This window comes from Aerococcus tenax (assembly GCF_003286645.3).
In the GTDB taxonomy this organism is placed as follows: Bacteria; Bacillota; Bacilli; order Lactobacillales; family Aerococcaceae; genus Aerococcus; species Aerococcus tenax.
In genome coordinates this window covers 1,327,912-1,346,667 of record NZ_CP127382.2, presented here as the reverse complement: position 1 = coordinate 1,346,667, position 18,756 = coordinate 1,327,912, and the positions used below count along the sequence as shown (strand labels likewise).

Annotated in this window: 15 protein-coding genes; 11 read left to right on the top strand and 4 right to left on the bottom strand. The window is 40.7% G+C overall.

Features of this window, described 5'->3' with window-relative positions:
- The first annotated feature begins 193 nt into the window (after positions 1-193).
- The 11 genes from secY2 (at position 194) to DBT50_RS06295 (ending at position 15,998) form a co-directional block, all read left to right on the top strand.
- On the top strand, positions 194-1,444 hold the full coding sequence (gene secY2 / locus DBT50_RS06345; protein WP_111852333.1) for an accessory Sec system protein translocase subunit SecY2: 1,251 nt from the start codon (positions 194-196) through the stop codon (positions 1,442-1,444).
- Positions 1,445-1,464: 20 nt separating this feature from the next.
- Positions 1,465-2,970: an accessory Sec system protein Asp1 gene (gene asp1, locus DBT50_RS06340; protein WP_111852334.1), complete on the top strand. Its 1,506-nt coding sequence runs from the start codon at positions 1,465-1,467 to the stop codon at positions 2,968-2,970.
- Complete coding sequence (gene asp2, locus DBT50_RS06335; protein WP_111852335.1) at positions 2,970-4,508, top strand: accessory Sec system protein Asp2; 1,539 nt, start codon at positions 2,970-2,972, stop codon at positions 4,506-4,508. The genes asp1 and asp2 overlap by 1 nt, the downstream gene beginning before the upstream one ends.
- Positions 4,499-5,461, top strand: a complete 963-nt coding sequence (gene asp3 / locus DBT50_RS06330; protein WP_111852336.1) for an accessory Sec system protein Asp3 — start codon at positions 4,499-4,501, stop codon at positions 5,459-5,461. The genes asp2 and asp3 overlap by 10 nt, the downstream gene beginning before the upstream one ends.
- Positions 5,448-7,820: an accessory Sec system translocase SecA2 gene (secA2, locus tag DBT50_RS06325; RefSeq protein WP_111853081.1), complete on the top strand. Its 2,373-nt coding sequence runs from the start codon at positions 5,448-5,450 to the stop codon at positions 7,818-7,820. Before asp3 ends, secA2 begins: the two co-directional genes overlap by 14 nt.
- Positions 7,821-7,836: 16 nt before the next feature.
- The gene (gene gtfA, locus DBT50_RS06320; protein WP_111852338.1) at positions 7,837-9,348 is read left to right on the top strand and encodes an accessory Sec system glycosyltransferase GtfA; all 1,512 of its coding nucleotides are present in this window, start codon (positions 7,837-7,839) and stop codon (positions 9,346-9,348) included.
- Positions 9,345-10,679 carry an accessory Sec system glycosylation chaperone GtfB gene (gtfB, locus tag DBT50_RS06315; protein WP_111852339.1) on the top strand — a complete coding sequence of 445 codons (1,335 nt, stop codon included), beginning with the start codon at positions 9,345-9,347 and terminating at the stop codon, positions 10,677-10,679. The genes gtfA and gtfB overlap by 4 nt, the downstream gene beginning before the upstream one ends.
- A 7-nt stretch (positions 10,680-10,686) precedes the next feature.
- Positions 10,687-10,881, top strand: a complete 195-nt coding sequence (locus DBT50_RS06310) for a hypothetical protein (protein ID WP_111852340.1) — start codon at positions 10,687-10,689, stop codon at positions 10,879-10,881.
- A 27-nt stretch (positions 10,882-10,908) separates the two neighbouring features.
- Entirely contained in the window at positions 10,909-13,575 is a 2,667-nt protein-coding gene (locus tag DBT50_RS06305; RefSeq protein ID WP_111853082.1) for an SP_1767 family glycosyltransferase, read from the top strand.
- Positions 13,572-14,858, top strand: coding sequence for a glycosyltransferase (locus tag DBT50_RS06300; protein WP_111852342.1), 1,287 nt, complete (start codon positions 13,572-13,574; stop codon positions 14,856-14,858). Before DBT50_RS06305 ends, DBT50_RS06300 begins: the two co-directional genes overlap by 4 nt.
- A 246-nt stretch (positions 14,859-15,104) precedes the next feature.
- Positions 15,105-15,998 (top strand): DMT family transporter, encoded by an 894-nt coding sequence (locus tag DBT50_RS06295; protein WP_111852343.1) that lies wholly within the window; start codon positions 15,105-15,107, stop codon positions 15,996-15,998.
- Positions 15,999-16,091: 93 nt separating this feature from the next.
- On the opposite strand, the gene DBT50_RS06290 is transcribed toward DBT50_RS06295, so the two are convergent.
- From DBT50_RS06290 to cysK, 4 genes are all read right to left on the bottom strand, one after another.
- A complete protein-coding gene (locus tag DBT50_RS06290) occupies positions 16,092-16,403 on the bottom strand; it encodes a DUF6363 domain-containing protein (protein ID WP_224785058.1) in 312 nt (103 codons plus the stop codon).
- A gap of 47 nt (positions 16,404-16,450) precedes the next feature.
- Positions 16,451-16,933, bottom strand: a complete 483-nt coding sequence (locus tag DBT50_RS06285; RefSeq protein WP_224785057.1) for a patatin-like phospholipase family protein — start codon at positions 16,931-16,933, stop codon at positions 16,451-16,453.
- A 186-nt stretch (positions 16,934-17,119) separates the two neighbouring features.
- Positions 17,120-17,680 carry a serine O-acetyltransferase EpsC gene (epsC, locus tag DBT50_RS06280; protein WP_111853083.1) on the bottom strand — a complete coding sequence of 187 codons (561 nt, stop codon included), beginning with the start codon at positions 17,678-17,680 and terminating at the stop codon, positions 17,120-17,122.
- A gap of 116 nt (positions 17,681-17,796) precedes the next feature.
- Positions 17,797-18,714, bottom strand: a complete 918-nt coding sequence (cysK, locus tag DBT50_RS06275) for a cysteine synthase A (RefSeq protein WP_060778484.1) — start codon at positions 18,712-18,714, stop codon at positions 17,797-17,799.
- Positions 18,715-18,756: the final 42 nt, after the last annotated feature.

The window sequence follows — 18,756 nt, the reverse complement described above, 5'->3', positions numbered from 1 at the left end:
GTAGAAGAGGCTTTCTCCTCCGCCTGAATTTAATAAAAACTGTCCTGTAATTAACACGAAACAATGGATAAACTTTAATTATCGTGTAGCAGTATAGTATTGCGTTTAAGATAATAGGGCTTGGGAGATTTTTCTCCCAACCCTTTTATTTTTTATATAAAATAAAGAAGAAAGGAGAATCTTACTTGTGACTATGAATTTGAAGCGAATTTTCAATTTATCATTATTTCAACAAAAAATATTATTTACAGCACTTATTCTATTTATCCTTGTTATTGGAAAAACGCTCCCTTTGCCACTTGTGGATCTTCAAGCTTTACGGGCCCAGAATCAGATGGATGACTTTCTGTCGGTTGCGCTTAGTGTAACCGGAGGGGATATGCAGCGGGCCTCACTATTTTCTTTAGGAATCGGTCCCTACATGTCAACGATGATTATTTGGCGCTTTGTTTCCATGTCTAAATGGTATAAAAAATTAAAAATACCCATGAAGAAAGAAAACATCTATCGTAACGTTCTAACTCTTTTCATTGGTGCTATCCAAGCTTTGAGTATGGTAGTGACCTTTCCTCTGATGAGAGAAACCTCCTTACCAGACTGGTTTATGCAACTAGCAATTATGATTTTCTTATTAGGAGGGAGTTTTTACCTTATTTGGTTAGGTAATAAAAATACTGAATTTGGAATAGGTGGTCCAACGGTAATTATCTTATCCAACATGCTGTTAAGAATTCCTCGTAACTTTTCTGCCATACAGACTTATGCAAGAGGAGTACTTAGTAGAGAAGAAATATACTTGCTAATTTTCACTGGTCTCTTTGCAGCTTTTACCGCTTTGACTACTATTTTGATGGAGAAAGGGGAAAGAAGAATTCCTTTAAACCGTGTGATGATCAATAATGATTTTGCTGAAAAATCTTATCTCCCGATTAAGGTTAATCCAAGTGGGGGTATGGCAATCATGTATGCGGTAACCCTGACCGCTTTGCCACGTTATATTTTGCAATTGATTTTAAACTTCAATCCAGGTGCTGATTGGGCGAGAAATTTAATGGCAAATCTGGGAATGACCCAGCCTTTAGGCGTTGGTATTTACCTAGTAATTATTATTTTCCTAAGTCTAGGTTTTGCCTTTGTCAATACTGATCCAGAAGAACTGGCTGAAAATTTACAAAAGTCAGGAGACTATATCAGCGGAGTGAATCCTGGTAAACCCACGGAAGACTATCTTAGAAAAACGATTTTTAATATGGCTATTATCGGGACAACCTATATGACCTTCGTCGTGGGGGTACCAGCCTTATTAGGGCTTATTTATCCTGAATACGCTAGCACTTTGAGATTATCTTCAAGTATATTAATCTTGTTTTCACTTAGTTTAGGAATTTTAGAAGAGATAAAGGCCTTGCGGATACGTGAAAAATACAAGGGAATATTTGAGTAAGCAAAGAGAGGGGGGTTAGAATGTATTATTTTGTACCTTCTTGGTATGGAGAACACCAAACATGGGGCGAAGCCAACTTGTCCTATGAGCAATTAGTTTTTGACGATAGTGTTAATCAGATGCGTATTTTCAAAGGAGCTGGAGAGAATATTCAATTACTCCTATTGAATTATATGCCTCATTTAAGAAATCAATTGCATGATCAGGCCCTAGATCAAGTTGACTTCTGGTCCGTTTTTGATGAGGTTCAAGGGTTTTCTGGAGGAACTAGTCAAGCTATCTCCTTGGAAGATTTGATTTGGCCAAGTGGTATTCAATTTGTGCCCACACCATTTGCCATGTTAGCCTACCTAGAAGGGGATCGCTATGCGGACATCTATTATAGTTCAGAGGGTTGGATACATGATGTCGCTTATTACCGGAAAGGACAGGTAATTAAACGTTTGGTTTTTGATGATCGTGGATACTTATCTAGCGCTTACTTTTATGCAAATAATCAGATCATTAAGCAAGATTTTTTCAACTTATCAGGGCAGCGCGTTTTATCCCATGATTATCAAAGTGACCAAGTGGATTTTTATCAAACTGATCGGGTAAAGAAATATGACTCCATGACCGATTTTATTAAGGAGCGTGTATCAGAATATTTAACTAATCATTTATCTGAGAAAGACACCCTTATTATTGCTAATAATAGCCAGCATGATGACTTGTTATTACACGCTATTAGCAAGGGAAAAGTGGTTTATTCCATTTTTTCTAGTCGAGATTTTGACTTGCATTCACAATTATTAAAGTCTGCTGACTTAATTGTTGTCGATAACGATGAAAATCGCGAATTATTGCAGATGAACTGGGAGATTAAGCCACAAAGAATTCTTAACCTTACTCCCTTTGATACCCGTTTGCATTTAGGCTTGAGTCAGAGAGTTAAATCACTTAGAGTCTTTTTCCAAATTGATGGAATAGGGAATGAGAAAATAAAGGATTTTCTAGACTTAATGCTGAAAAAAATAAAAGCAGATCAACGAATTCATGTTATTTTAGCTGGTTTTCGTTTATCTTACGACAAGGAATTAGTCTTGCAAGATCTGCTTGAGTCTTATGAATACATTATTAATCCTAAGGAAGAAAAAGATGAGGATTTTCAGGATAAACTACCAGATAAGGAAGTTGAACCTGCTTTTCGATTAGTCATTTTGCAGACCGATAAAGATTTAATTCAAGAATTTCGCACAGTAAGACTAGTGATAGATGTGGCCCAAGCGCCTAATCTCTATACACAAATAGCTGCTATTAGTGCCGGCATACCACAGATAAACCAAGAAAGCAGTTCTTATGTTGAACACCAGAAGAATGGCTGGATTGCAAAAAATATTACCCAATTAAGTCAAGGCATTGATTACTATCTAACAGGCTTAAAGAATTGGAATGAGGCTTTGGTTTATGCAGTTGAAAAGATTAATCGCTACCAAGGTAAAGAAATTGTAGATAGCTGGCAGGCTTATCTAGGAGGTGAGAATTAGTGACTCGGGTATTGCAGTTAGGAACAAAGGACTGGTCACTAGGGGTAGACTTTCTATGTGAGGTCGATTGGACATTCATTGATTTGAATAAACCTTATGACAGTATAGAAGAAACAGAGCTTGACCAAGAGTCCGGCACTTTTTCCCTTGTTCTTATAACAGAAGAAGTTCCCCAGGCATATGCAGATGACCTATTAGACTATATGGAAGCCTATTGTGTTTTTATTGATAGTCGCTTTAATAGTTACTATCGTCAAAGTGCTTTTCATTCTTGGTTTGAATTTAAATTAGCAAAATTTGTTCATATTATGGATTCTGAATATTTTGTTGTGGAAATGACCAAGCGGTACTTTGATGGAAACTATGGAGAGAGGATGAATATTAAATTAATTCAACTTCAAGAGAAGTTTAAGGGGAATTTTCGCATTGAAGGGCATAATGAGTTAATTATTGATGCTATCTCTGAGAGGGAGTGGACTCCCTTACTCTATTGGCAGAGAAATCTTGTTGCTAGCCGTGATCGTTATCTAGATTTATGGTTGGAATATCAGACAACTAATTCTCTTGAAATACGACTTCGACTCTACTATACCCGCCTAGGCTCCATTAATGAGGTAGTAGAAATGACACTGCATAGTGAGGAAGACCTTAAAGAAGAGATTCTCTTAGAGCCCAAAGAAGATAGTTATGTCACCAGCTGCTTAGAGGTAAGGGGACAAGGTGACCTGAGTTTAAGGGATCTACATGTAAGGCATGCACGGAATGGCATAGGCGAATTTCTGCCAGGAGGAGAAATTATAAGAGATAAGAATCGCGAGGAATTGATTTTTTATTTCCATCCTGGGAATTTAAAGTCACCTTTAAACGTATACTTTTCTGGTTACCGGACAGCCGAGGGTTTTGAGGGATTTTGGATGATGAAAAATCTGGATCATCCCTTTATCCTGGTAGGAGATCCTAGATCAGAAGGCGGAGCTTTTTACCAGGTGAGCCAGGAATTAGAGGATAAGTTATTGAGTAAAATTAATGAATGTTTAGCAAATCTTGGATTTTCCCAAGAGGAAATTATTTTTTCTGGCTTGTCGATGGGAACTACGGGAGCTTGTTATTTTAGTAGTTTCTATCACCCTTATGCAGTTGTTATAGGGAAGCCCTTGCTTTCATTAGGAAATATGGCCAAGAAGCAACGCTTAGTTAGGCCAATTGATTTTCAAACTTCTTTAGACTTAGTCAATCGATTCGATCATGGAAATCAAGAAGAAGCGATAAACTTTCTGAACCAGAACATCATTGACCAGATGGACAAAGGGAACTATGAGGGAACGACCTTTGCGGTGACCTATATGAGAAATGATGATTATGATGATACCGCCTATTACAATCTTTTAGAGGTGCTAAAAGATAAGCATACCAAAGTCATTAGCAAGAGCTTTCTTGGCCGACATAATGATAATACCCCAGGAATTACTAATTGGTTCTTTAATCAGTATAAGCGTTTATTGAAAGAGGCAGAGAGTAGGGATAATGCATGCAAGTAGGAAAAGCAATACGATGGGGACAGACTAAAAGCGAAGACTATGCCTATGGGTCACAAATTATTTGGAAAAATCCCGATCATATCCAATTTAAAAATACCCTAATGCCTTCTGGTGAACGAATCACTTCTTGGTCATCACGTAGTGTCTTTCAAATGACTAAGGACAGTGCAAGATTACCCCTATTAACACGAGGAAAATCTTATCAACTGCTTTTTCAAGGGGAAACCGTTCCTGAACGAACGATCTTTTTTAAAGTATCCTTCTTTGACTTCTATGGTGAACTGATTGAAGACTACTATTTAAATACTCCGTCAGATTATTTCACTGTCCCTGATACTTATAATTATTATGAAATAGCGATGCATCACGGAGGGTGCGTGTCTTTTGACTTTAATCAAATCACTATAGTCCCCTATGAAGAAGAGCGTTCCAAAGAAACTGGGAAGCAGTATTGGATACACTCAAAGACAAAAAGCAATTACCTGGTCTTTGATGAATTAGGTAATGGCCCACAAGTATCTTCTTTATGGAGGTCTTCAAGTCAGTTTACTTATATGAGTTCAACTTTGACAAATGCTCATCTTTATTTACGAGAGGAAGCTCATCAGTTAATTGACCAGATTTTTAGCAAAAATCCACACTTAATCTTCGTCGGTTATGGTCCAATCAGTAATTTAGCTGCTCTTTATCATGCTGAAAGGTTAGGGGTTAAGGCATATATTACCGAGGATGTATTGACTGAGCGTGCTTATAATGATTTGCAGGCAAGCCTAAATATAACCAGTCGCTTGAGTCAAGGACATGTCACCTATCGAGACTTAGTCAAATCCCATGTTAAAGTATATGCACAAGGGTTAATTAAAGGTTCAGAGTGGGGAGCAGCTCTGTTATTAGATTACAAGCCGCAATTGGAGCATTTAATAAGTGAGAGTGACAGTAATGCCAAAATTTAATTTAGATAGGGGCCGCTTGCGTCGGTTACGAAAGATATTAAATAAAGTAAATCAAGAAGCAGATGCCATGGCTAGCTTATCTGAGGGGAAACTTCGCCATAAAACTCAGGAATTTAAGGAACGCTATCAAGCTGGGGAGACTCTAGACGAACTATTACCTGAAGCCTTTGCGGCGATTCGAGAAGCAGCTAAGCGGGTTCTAGGGATGTATCCTTACGATGTCCAGGTTCTTGGTGGTATTGTTCTCCATGAAGGCCATATTGCTGAGATGAAGACAGGTGAGGGGAAAACACTAACAGCAACCCTGCATATCTATCTGAATGCTCTGACTGGACGTGGAGTTATTCTAGTGACAGTGAATGACTACTTAAGTTGCCGGGATGCTGAAGAAATGGGACTACTCTACCGATTTATGGGCCTATCGATTGCCATGGGCGCACCTGAAGATGAGGATGACCTAAGCGCAGAAGATAAGAAGGTTATCTACGCAGCGGATATTGTCTATACTACCCATTCCAGTTTAGGTTTCGATTATTTAATTGAGAATTTGGCTGACTCACGGGATGAACAATATCTACGTGATTTCTATTATGTGATTATTGATGAAGTTGATTCTGTCTTGCTTGATAGTGCAACGAGTCCCTTAGTTATTGCCGGCTCACCCCGCGTCCAATCGAATCTTTATGCATTAGCTGATGCTTTTGTGGTGAGTTTAGACGACAAGGAAGACTATTATGTGACTGATGAAAAAGATGGGGTCTGGCTAACTCAAAAAGGCATTAAGCGTGCTGAAGATTATTTTCGATTAGAAAAATTTTACCATAAAGACAACCAAGAGCTGGTTAGACATGTTAGTCTCGCCTTGCGAGCACACTGTCTGTTTGAAAATGAGAAAGATTATGTTGTCCAAGGAGATGAGCTTGTCCTCTTAGATTCTACAGACGGCCGTCTACTTAAAGGAACTAGGCTTCAATCTGGACAACACCAGGCACTTGAAGCCAAGGAACAGGTTTCACTAACTGCAAATAATCGATCAATGGCTTCCATTACCTATCAGAACTTGTTTAAATTATTTGATAAAATAGCCGGAATGACAGGCACAGGTAAACCGGCTGAGGATGAGTTTATAGAAACTTATAATATGGAAGTTGTTTCTATTCCTACTAATAAGCCAGTTATACGTAAAGATTTACCAGATAGCATTTATCGTAGTTTCCCAGAAAAAGTCTTTGCGGCTATTCAATATATCAAGGAACGCCATGCTATGGGACAACCTTTGCTCATTGCAACTGGATCCGTTCAGTTGTCCTCATTATATTCAGCTATTTTACTCAGAGAAGGCATTCCTCATAATGTCTTGAATGCCTATAATGCTGTCAAAGAAGCCGAAATGGTTAAAGAAGCTGGCCAACTGGGAGCCGTCACAGTAGCCACCGCTATGGCAGGGCGGGGGACGGATATAAAGTTAGGACCAGGGGTTACTGAACTAGGAGGCTTAGCCGTGATTGGGACTGAACACATGACAAGTGAGCGTATCGACTTGCAATTGAGGGGGCGAGCTGGTCGTCAAGGTGATCCCGGTATGAGTAAATTTTTTGTTTCCTTAGAAGATGAATTAATCCATAAGTGGGGGCCTGAACACATTCGCTATTACTCTGATAACGATGAGGCGATTGAACAGGTTACCCCTTTATCAAATTTTCGCTACCAAAAGTATTTTGAGCAAGCCCAAGAGGCTAGTGATAGTAGCAGTGAAAGCTCCCGCCAGCAAATCCTCCAAATGGACGAAGATATGCGTATTCAGCGCGAATTAATTTACCGTGACCGTAATAGCCTCTTAGCCGGGGAAGGCTTAAAAACGATTGATTTTGAAACGATTGCCCAAGAAGTCTTTGAGTCTTTCACACAATCGCTAAATTCTGATCAGTCACGAACTTTTCAAATCGAACGCTTTATCTATGATTATCTCTCCTATAATATGAGTCCTGATTTAGAAAAGATTGATCATATGACTGATAAGCAGATTCAGGATTATTTAATGATGATATTTAAAAGACAGTTTCAAAACAAGAAAGGCCTATTTAGAAATAAGACTTTATTTGACGATTTTGTTCGCAAGTGTCTATTGAAGGCCATCGATACTACTTGGATTGAACAGGTGGACTACCTCACTCAATTCAAGCAAGTTGTGATGAGCAGGCGGTCAGCCCAGCAAAATCCTATTTATGAATATCAACATGAAGCCTACTGGTCCTACCAAGAAATGCGTAAACGGATCTATTTTGAGATTGTTCGTTATCTTTCACTGAGTGAAGTAAGTCAGTCAGATACAGGCCAGCCATTAGTACAATTTGCCTAGGGAAGAGGAGGAGCTTATGACAATTTATAATATTAACTTAGGTATTGGTTGGGCATCGAGTGGGGTCGAGTATTCACAAATCTATCGCTCGAAAATTTTCGATCAATTAAAGGAAGCAGCTAAGTTTGTCTTTGTAGACCTTATCCTAAATGAAAATATTGCCCACTTTACCCAAAACATTGGCTTTAGAGATGAAGACATTATTTGGATGTATCTTTATTTCACAGATATCAAGATCCGAGCGACTTCCTATCGCCTAGCAGATGTGAAGGCCAGCTTGGCCCATTTGATTGAAGAGGAAAAGAAAGAGGGCGATAACATTGTCCGGCTCTATTATGACCAAGGCCAGCAGTATGCGACCTGTTACCTTGTTGAAGGTAGCGATGATTTAGTAAACCGGGTGGAATTTGTTGTCAACGGCTGTTTGGTGCGCAAGGATTACTATAACTATACGCGTTTTCTCTCGGAGTACTATGCCCCTCAGGATAACAAGGCAAAGCTCTATCAGCGCCGCTATTTCAATGAGGACGGCTCTGTCGCTTATGAGGAAATTGTTGATGGCGACCACAGCATCTTTAAAATGCCAGATGCTATTCTTTATAACAAAGAGGAATTATTTGCCTATTTTATTCAAAAATTAGACTTATCCGAAAAAGATGTGGTTATTTTGGACCGGGCAACTGGTACGGGTCAGGCTGTCTTCCAATATGCTCCCCCAGCTAAAATTGGTGTTATTATCCATGCGGAGCACTTTAGTGAAGGACCAACAACCGACGACTACATCCTCTGGAATAATTATTATGACTACCAGTTCATGCATAGTGATGCGGTTGATTTCTTTATCGCCTCTACCCAGGCCCAAAAGGAAGTCTTAGACCAACAGTTTGCGCATTATTATGATAAAGAAGCTAAGGTCTACGCTATTCCTGTGGGAAGCATCTCGGATTTGAAATATCCTAAGCCTGGTGAGCGGCAAGCTTTCAGCCTGATGACTGCTTCGCGATTAGCTGCAGAGAAACATGTGGATTGGCTTGTTGAGGCGGTAGCACGGCTGAAGCCGCATCTTCCTCAAATCACTTTTGATATTTATGGTAAGGGGACTAAAGAAAATACCCTAAAGGATTTAATTAAGGAACTAGGCGCAGAGGATTATATTCAGCTTAAAGGCCACCAAGACCTTGACCAGGTTTACCAAAAATATGACTTGTATTTTGCGGGGTCAACGAGTGAAGGTTTTGGCCTGACGCTATTAGAAGCTATTGCTGCTGGCCTACCAATTATTGGCTTCGAAGTGAATTATGGGAATGTGACTTTTGTTGAGGATGGCATCAATGGCTATCTGATTTCCTACCAGCCGGGCAGGGATGCGGAAGATTATATCGAAGCCCTAGCGGATAACTTGTTTAAGTATTACCGAGAAGCAAATCGACAAGCCATGCAAGAAGCTTCCTACCGACGGGCGGAGGATTTCTTAGATGAGAAAATTATAGCTGCTTGGCATAGTTTATTGGAGGAGGTGCGGTCATGATTAATGTATTCGATAATTATAATGAAGCTAGCCGTGACTTACAACAGTCCTTAAAGCAAGCGGGCTACCAGTGGCCAACTATTGTTCTTAAGGACGAAGGCTTTTTACCCGAGGGAGTTTTGAGTCCCTATCAATTCTTTATGGGGGAAGAGGATGAGTCAGCCAAGGCACTTTATTTTAATGATTTGTCTGTGGGCTCTTATTGGGAAATTTCTGGTGACAATAGTAAGGCTCAGGTCAAAGACTTGGGACAGGTCAAGGCACAGATCTATTACGCAGAACCTAAGGAAAACCGTTTAATTAACAAGGTCGACTGGTTGGACGAACAAGGACGGGTGGCCTTTGTTGATCTTTATAATCAATTTGGTCGTCACTTTAGCCGGATTGCTTTTGATACAGCTGGTGGCATGTCCATGCAGTCCTACTATGATACCCAAGGACGCGAGGTTATTGTTCACAATCTAGTGACTGCTGCTGTCAGCCTGACCTACCAAGGTAAGTATTATTTCTTTAAAGACTTAATTGATTTTTTTTGCTTTTATCTGAAAGTAAGTGGCTGGGATCTATCTGCTTTATTGATAAATTCTTTAGCCTTACCCTTCCTGGTTTCTCATCGCTTGGATGTGGCTGGACAGGATATCTTGTTCTGGCAAGAGCCTATTGCAGACGAAATTCCTGGCAACATGCAGTTGATCTTCAATGGAGGAACTGGACGGGCCAAGCGGGTGATTGTAGATGATCTTACCAGCTATGACCGGTTAAGGCACTTGATGGATGAACAAGGAATCCCATCGATTGATGACAAGCTCGATCATTTAGGTTATATCTATTCCCTAGAACAACCAATGAGCCAAGCCAATGAGGCGCTCATCTTGACCAATACAGACCAAGTGGAGTCCTTGGAATATATCGTTAAGATGCTTCCTGAATGGCAATTCCATGTGGGAGCCATTACTGAAATGTCGGACAAACTGATGAATCTTGATAGTTATGATAACCTCCATCTCTATCCGAATATTTCTAAGGACAGGGTGGCAGAGCTATTTAAGACCTGTAATTGTTATTTAGATATTAACCATAGTATTGAAATTTACAATGCTGTCCGCCAAGCCTTTAACCACAGTCAGATTATCCTCGGCTTTAACGAGACCCTCCACCAGCCTAGATATATAGCACCTAGCCACCGCTTTAGCGCTGACTACCCGGTGAATTTAGTTGCTTTCATGCAGACCTTAGCTCAAGACCAGGAAGAACGAGATAGCGCCTTAGCGACCCAGCTCTCCTATGCTGGACAAACAACAGTGGCAGATTACCAGAGAGTGTTAGGTTAGAGATGCGATGAAAGATAAAGATAAAAATGTCCTAGACCAGGAAATTAAACGGATGGTAACTAAAGAACGCAATGAAAAAGTTGAAGACCAAGATAAGGAAGAAGATAAGCTCTCCAAACTCCCAACAATTTTGGGGATACTGATGGGCCTATCGATTATCCTAGGCTTGATCTTATCCTTGTTAGCAGTATTTAATGGTTGAGATTTGTAGAGTGAAAGGATAGTTAAGATGAAAAAATTTCTCACCGTGCTCTATGGCCATGCCCAATCAAGCACCGCGCAGATTTCTCAACATCAGGTTGCTAAGATAGCCAAGAATTTTGACTTTAATGAACTGGCTATTCCTACCCTAAGCCACGGAGGAGAAGGTGGGGCTGAGCGAACAATCCGGATAGAGGGCATCCTAGCAGGTGTTAGTCCAGGTGACTTAGTGATTGTACAATTCCCCAGCTGGAATGAGTTAGCCTTCGACCGGGCCTTAGTTGATCAGTTAAGACAAAGGCAAACGCGCCTGGCCCTCTTTGTTAACGATGTGCCCTTCTTAATGTTTGAGAGCCCCTCGTCGCTAATTCAAGAATATGTGGCGATCTTTAACCAGGCTGATTTACTGATTGTACCTAGCGAGCCTCTGTATAAGCAATTACTTAGCTATGGCGTCCAAGTTGATCGCTATGTGGTCCAAGAAATGTGGGACTATATCCAGCCCCTCCAGCTCGACCAAGCGAGATTCTCCCGCCAGGTACATTTTGCCGGTATTCCTGAGAAATTTCGCTTGGAAAAAGAATGGCCCCTTGATTATCCCCTGACAGTTTATGGCGAAGCTCCTGAAGATAACCAGCACCCAGCCTTTAATTACCAGGGTTGGCTTCCACAAGAAAACTTGATGCGTCGCTTGTCAAAGGGCGGTTTTGGTTTAGTTTGGGGTGGCAGTGAGGGCCCTTGGTATGATTATTATCACTATAACTGTATTTATAAGTTATCGACCTATTTGGCTGCGGGGATACCAGTGATTATTCCAGAAGATATCGGTCAGAAAGATATAGTCGTTGATAACGGTCTAGGGATAGCGATCCGCAGTCTAGATGAATTACCAGATTTATTGGAAAATTTTTCCAAAGCAAATTATGATAAACTTCTAGAAAATGTGGCAGAATTTAATCTTTTGATCAAGAATGGCTACTTCATACAAAAGCTTTTGGTTGAAACGGTCCACCAGATGATCAGAAAAGATGGACACAAAGCTCAGTACTTCAAAGGAAAAGTTACCGTCTTTACTAATTCCCAGGAAATCGAAGCCATTGAAGAGCTGATTCAAAATATGCCCGATTATTCTTTCCGAATTGCAGCACCAACGAATATGAGCCCAAAACTCATGCAGCTCAAGCAATATGCCAATTGCAGCCTCTATCCCTCTGCAGACCAAGCCTTGTTTGACCACTTACTTGAAGATACAGATATTTACTTAGATATAAACTACCAAGATGAGATTCCTGGGACCTTAGAGGCCTGTGTGAGAGAGGAAATTCCTGTTCTATCATTTGATAGCGCCTGCCATCGACCTGACTTGATCTCTAGACGGCAGATCCATTCTCAAGGTGATGTTCAAGGCATGGCTTGCCATATTGACCGAATCATGAAGAAAAAAGAATTAACGGCAAGTTGTCGGGCTGTCATCTGTACCAATACCGACCAAATAGAGCAGCTTGAAACCCTGATTGTCGGATGTCCTGAGATAAGCTTCCATATTGCTGCGCCGACCTTGATGGGGGACCGGTTATTGGATCTGAATCGATACAAGAATGTAATGCTCTATCCCCAAGCGGGTTCAGAAGCAATGGCGGACCTCTTAGCTGGAGCAGACCTCTATTTGGATATCAACCATTTTGCTGAAGTTGGCCATAGTGTAGAAACGGCCCACCGTCTGGGTCTTGAGATATTTACTTTTGCAGGTTTGGCTCATCATCCTGACTTAGCAGGGCAGCATGTTTATGAAAGGCAGCAGATTGAAGCGATGGTTACTGATCTAAGGAAATTTGCTGAGAGAGTAGCGAAACAGAACGAGCAGCTGACCAGTTTTCAGCCTCGAATTTTATCCATTGATGAAAGCTTAGACTACATCCGGTCTCATCATCCTTCAGTGGCACGTTTCGGCGATGGCGAAATGGCTATCATTTCAGGCCTCAGTGTCCACTACCAACATTACGATCCGAAATTAGCAGACCGACTCAAAGAAATTCTAGGACGGACAAGTGATGAAGATTTTATGGTTTGTCTACCAGATATCTTTACTGGTTGGGATCGCTATCAAGAACAGTTTTATGATTTTTGGCAGGACAATTTGAGTATCTATAGAAAAGCTTATGCCCGCTTATGTACAGCGGATTGGTATGGGAATAGCTTTATTTCAAGACCTTACATTGATTTAGTCGATAAGACACCGAGCGCTCGCTACTTCGATAAATTAAAGGCCCTGTGGCAGGACCGCGACCTATTGATTGTTGAGGGCATGTACTCCCGTTCAGGAGTAGGTAATGACCTCTTCAAGGGTGCTAAGTCTGTTCGGCGGATTATTGGGCCCCATAAGAATGCTTTTAGCCAAATTGAACAAATTGAATCTGCAATCTTGGAGGAACATAAGGGAGCCTTAGTCCTTTTGATGTTAGGACCAACAGCTAAAGTAATCGCCTATGACCTTTACCATGAGCTTGATCAAGTTATTGACCTGGGCCATATTGACTCCGAATACGAATGGTTTTTAATGGGAGCAGACCACAAGGTGAAACTGCCTGCCAAACACACTGCTGAACATAATTACGATGAAAATATTGATGAAGCAGTCAATGCAGACTATCTTTCTGAGATTATTTTGGATTTGAGTGATGGAGGAGACCAATGAATCTACCCATATCAATTATTATCCCCATTTACAATGTAGAAAAATATCTTATCGAATGCCTAGAGTCTGTGAGAAGGCAAACTTTTAAAGATTTTGAAGTGATCATGGTTAATGATGGTTCTCCAGATGCTTCTCCTGTTATCGCAGATAACTACTGTAAGAGAGATGAACGTTTTAAGTTATTTCACCAGGAAAATCAAGGCGTATCTGTTGCACGAAATTTTGGAATTAGTCAAGCTAAGGGAGATTATATCTTTTTCCTAGATTCTGACGACAAGATCGCCGAAAGTAGCTTGGATGTGCTGTACCGAATCGCTCAAGCACAAGAGGTAGATATTGTGATGTCGTCACACATACACTTTAATAATCAAGGAGATATTATTCATAAACCCGCCGGGGATGTTGAAATGATTACTTATAGTTCTGTAGAGGCTGTTGAAAGAATAGAATTAGCCAAGTTATGGGACCCTTTTGTTACCGTCTGGGCTAAACTCATCAAAAAGGAAATTGTAGCTAAGCATCTCTTCCCAGTAGGAAAATACTATGAAGACCTAGCCGTTACCTATAAATGGTACTTAGAGGCAAATAAAATATGTTATATCAATATAGACCTCTATCATTATCGTTTACATGATACTTCTATTATGTCTACTGAAAACACCAATTTAGCTAAGCGTTTGGGTGATTACATCAGCCACTACAAAGAAAAAATTGATTATATGGCTGACTATGATGTCTATCTTCCGGCAACCCTTGCTCTTCACTTATCTAAGCTATACCAAAGTCGGACAATGTATCAAGATTTTGAAGAAGATTCTAGAGAAGTTTGGGAAGAGGAATACAAGCGCTACTTTAGTTTTAAGAATTTCCCTTATCATGCATTCACTTTGACCTATTCAGCAGATTTGAAGCATGTTGAAGACTTAGCTCGTGCGCTTCCAGAGCTTTGCATACATATCGCAGCATATACTTCTGTGGCGCCTAACCTCATTGAATTAGCCGAAAAAGTGGAAAACGTCTTTATCCACCCACTTGCTCATAACGATCTAATCGAAGACCTACTAAACCAAGCTGATATTTATTTAGATATTAACCATTATAATGAGGTCGATAATATCGTCAGTCGAGCTATCCAAAAGAGCTTACCAGTGGTTGCCTTTGATTCAACCGTCCACCGACCAGACTTAGTCGATGAAGCGCTGATTTTCCCTGTAGATGATGGGGATGCCATGGTCGCTAAGATTAAATCCTTACTAAAAGAAGATACACGTTGTTCAGAATAGCCTAACAGTTCACACTATGAATAATCCTTTAATGCCAGTCTTTCTCAACTTTGAGCAACTGGCTTTTTTAGTCAAGCTTGATCGAAAATACAAAATTATTTTTAGAAAAACTGCCAAGTTCTCATTGAATTTACTTATTAGATATTTTATATTCTTAAGTGAGTAAAAATTAATATTAATTAGGTTAATTAATGATAGTTTTTATTACTATTAAATAACTTAATTAATAAAGATGAGAGGTTATTTATGCATATTAAAAGCGGGATTAGAAAACGAGCCATTATTACCACGATTTTAGCTTGTAGCTCCTGGGGACTAGGAGGCGTTTTGAGTCAGCATCTCATGCAGACCTATAATATGATGCCCCTGCAGCTGACCATGTATCGGATGTTGACGGCAGGGATCTCGATTTTCCTTTTCCTAGCCTATAAGCGAAAATTGCCCTTAGATAAATTAAAAAAAGATAAAAGATCTTTACTACAAATGGCAATATTTGGGATTTGTGGGATAGTTTTTAACCAGTTTTCCTACTTGATGACCATTCACTATAGTAATTCAGGGATGGCGACTATCCTTCAATTTATCGGGCCGATTTTTTTACTGGTTTATTATTGCTTAGTTGGGCGTCGCTGGCCCATTCGAAGAGAGATTGTGGCCCTCTTATTTACTATTATCGGCGTCTTTCTCTTGGTCACCCATGGTCAGTTAGGCCACTTTATTTTATCCAAAGAGGCCTTTTTCTGGGGATTGATGTCGGCAATAGGTCTAGCACTCCTCAATGTCCTTCCTTTAAAGGTCATTGATCACTATGGATCTTTACCGGTTACGGGAATTGGCATGCTATTTGGTGGAATTTTCTTGATATTTTTTAATTTTGAGCACCTAGTCCCACCAGAACTTTCCCTCCACTTTTTAGCTTGGTTTACCTTAACCATTATTGTAGGGACCATTGTTCCTTATATTTTCTATCTTTCCAGTGTGACTTTTATTGGACCCTTAGCTGCTTCTCTAATTGGATCGGTAGAGCCCTTAACAGCAACGATTCTATCGGTGATGCTTCTAGGCGAAAGTTTTGCTTTGATCGATTACTTGGGCATGGCCTTTATCCTGTTGACGGTCTTTCTAACTGCCCATGAATAAATCAGGTTTTGCAGTCTATTAAAAAAGCATGGTTTAGCTAAACTCAATTTCTAACAAGAATTGAGTTTAAAAGCAGACCATGCTTTTTATTGTTTATCCAAGGTAATTTTTCAATGTGACTACCTGTTTTTTGGCCACGTCAACTCCATGGTCGTAGGTGGCTTGTAAGCGGTCGGGATCACGTTCCAGGCGTTTGACCTCTAAGGGTTGGGCAGGTTGGAGGACAAAGGCACGGCCGTTTCTGGCTAATTCTTCCACGTCAGCGACCTGTTGATTGTACATGGATGGTCTGTCTTCGATAGTTTCCACTAAATGAGGGTATTTTTTGCCATAGACTTTTTTAGCAAGGAAAGTATTCTTATCTTGCTTACGGTAGCCATAGGGTTGGGTCAAAACGATAATCAAGCGATCTACTCCTAAAGACTGCATGAAGCGGTAGGGGATGGAATCAGCTAAACCCCGTCTAAATACTGCTTACCATTAATTGGAACGACTTTAGAAACGAAGGGCATGGAACCGCTAGCCCTCAAGACATCAATTTGCTCTTTGGCATTTTCAATTAATGGATACTCGGCCTGACCCGTTTCCACATTGGTAACCACCGCATAAAAATCTGTAGGAGTATCCTCATAGGTCTCCTCATCAAAGGGATCAAGTTCAAAGGGGACTTGATGGTAGGCAAAATCGGTCGACACAATATTGCCAGTTTTTACCCAGTTACTTAGACTAATATAGCGTTTATCCTTAATATACTTCTTGTTATAACGCAAGGCTCGGCCTTTCTGTTGGGAGGGATAATTGACTCCATAGAGAGCACCCGCTGAAACCCCGACAATTTGTTCTACACGAATGCCTTCAGTTAAAAAGACATCCAATACTCCTGCGGTAAATAAGGCCCGCATACCGCCACCTTCAAGAACAAGTCCAACAGTCAAAATGCCCACATTCCTTTCCACAATGATGTTAATTGTATCTATTTTAACATAAGTATTTTTTATCAGAGCTAATAGGGTCTCGCTTTTCAGCAAAAATTGAATAAACAAAAACAGCTTATCAGCCATGAAATGATGTCTTAGTTAGGGGAGTGATTCATGACTAGATAAGCTGTTTGCATGCATTAATTAGATGACATAGTCACCAATTCGGTTCCAGTTTTTATCATGGAGGATAATCCGAGCCGGCATACCAACTGCCGTCGCATAGGGCGGAACATCTTCTAGAACAACCGCATTAGCCCCAATTTTACTGTGGTGGCCAATGGTAATATTGCCTAATAGTTTAGCACCCGCTCCAATTTCAACATGGTCTTGTATTGTAGGGTGGCGTTTGCAGCCTTTTTCTCTACCGACACCACCTAAAGTAACGCCGTGAAATAGCTTGACATTATCACTGATCACAGCTGTTTCACCGATTACCACGCCCATGCCATGGTCTATAAAGACCGTATCACTGAGTTTGGCTCCTGGGTGAATTTCAATCCCAGTTTCTTTTCTGGCTTCTTCAGCTAATTGGCGGGCTAGATAGTAGTCACCATTATTGTAATAGTGGTGGGCTTGTTCATGGGCTCGGAGCGCTTTAATGCTGGGGTAGAGGTCATAGACTTCTTGCCAGGAGTGGGCCGCAGGGTCATTATCGTAGATGATCTTGGCTAGGCGGACCCACTTATCTTCATTATCTTCCATCGCTTCGATGGCCTCCTTAGGAAGTGAGGGGAGGGTCATCCCTGGAACTGTTTGTGACTGGATTTTGATGGTTTTTTTTCTCCATGTCAGAGGGAAGCTGGTCTTGACCGCTTGCCTTATTCTCCGTCATTTGAGAATGCTCCGGTAGAGAGGTAACGTTCACCAGTATCAGGAAGGACAGTTACAACATGTTTGCCAGGGCCAAGTTCCTTAGCTAGACGTTTAGCAGAAACATAGTTACCACCAGATGAGAAACCAGCGAGGATACCGTATTCATGGGCTAAATGAACAGCACCTTGGATAGCATCTTCGTTGGAAATGATATCAACTTTGTCGAGAACATTTTGGTCTAAGATCTTAGGAATGAAGTTAGCCCCAATCCCTTGAATCTTGTGTGATCCAGCTTTACCTTCGTTTAATAGTGGGGAGCCTTCAGGTTCAACACCCCAAACCACGGTGTTTTTGTCATGGGCTTTTAAGGTTTTACCAACACCAGTCACGGTACCACCAGTACCAATACCAGCCACGAAGCCATCCACTTGGTCTAAGTCGGCTAAGATTTCTTTAGCGGTGGTTTCTTCATGGGCTTGAACGTTTTCATGGCGGACAAATTGGCCAAAGATAGGAGCGTTCTTTTCTTTAGCAATTTCTGCTGCCTTTTCGCCGGCACCTTTCATCCCTTCAGACCCTGGGGTTAAGACCAGTTCAGCCCCGTAAGCTTGGATCAAGTTACGACGTTCAACCGACATGGTTTCTGGCATCACGATAATCACATGGAGTCCGAAAGCGGCACCTAACATGGAAAGGGCAACCCCAGTATTTCCTGAGGTAGATTCAACAATTGTTCCGCCTTCTTTTAATTCGCCAGAGTCGAGTAGGCTCTTGAGAATATATTTAACGGGACGATCTTTGACTGAACCACCTGGGTTACGAGATTCTAGCTTCACATAAATATCAGCAGAATCCTTGTCTTCGTGTGCTAATTTAATAATTGGTGTATTACCAATTGCTTCAGAAATATTGTTATAAACCATTTTAAAATTCCTCCTTAAGCTGTGGATAGAAAGATAAATTGT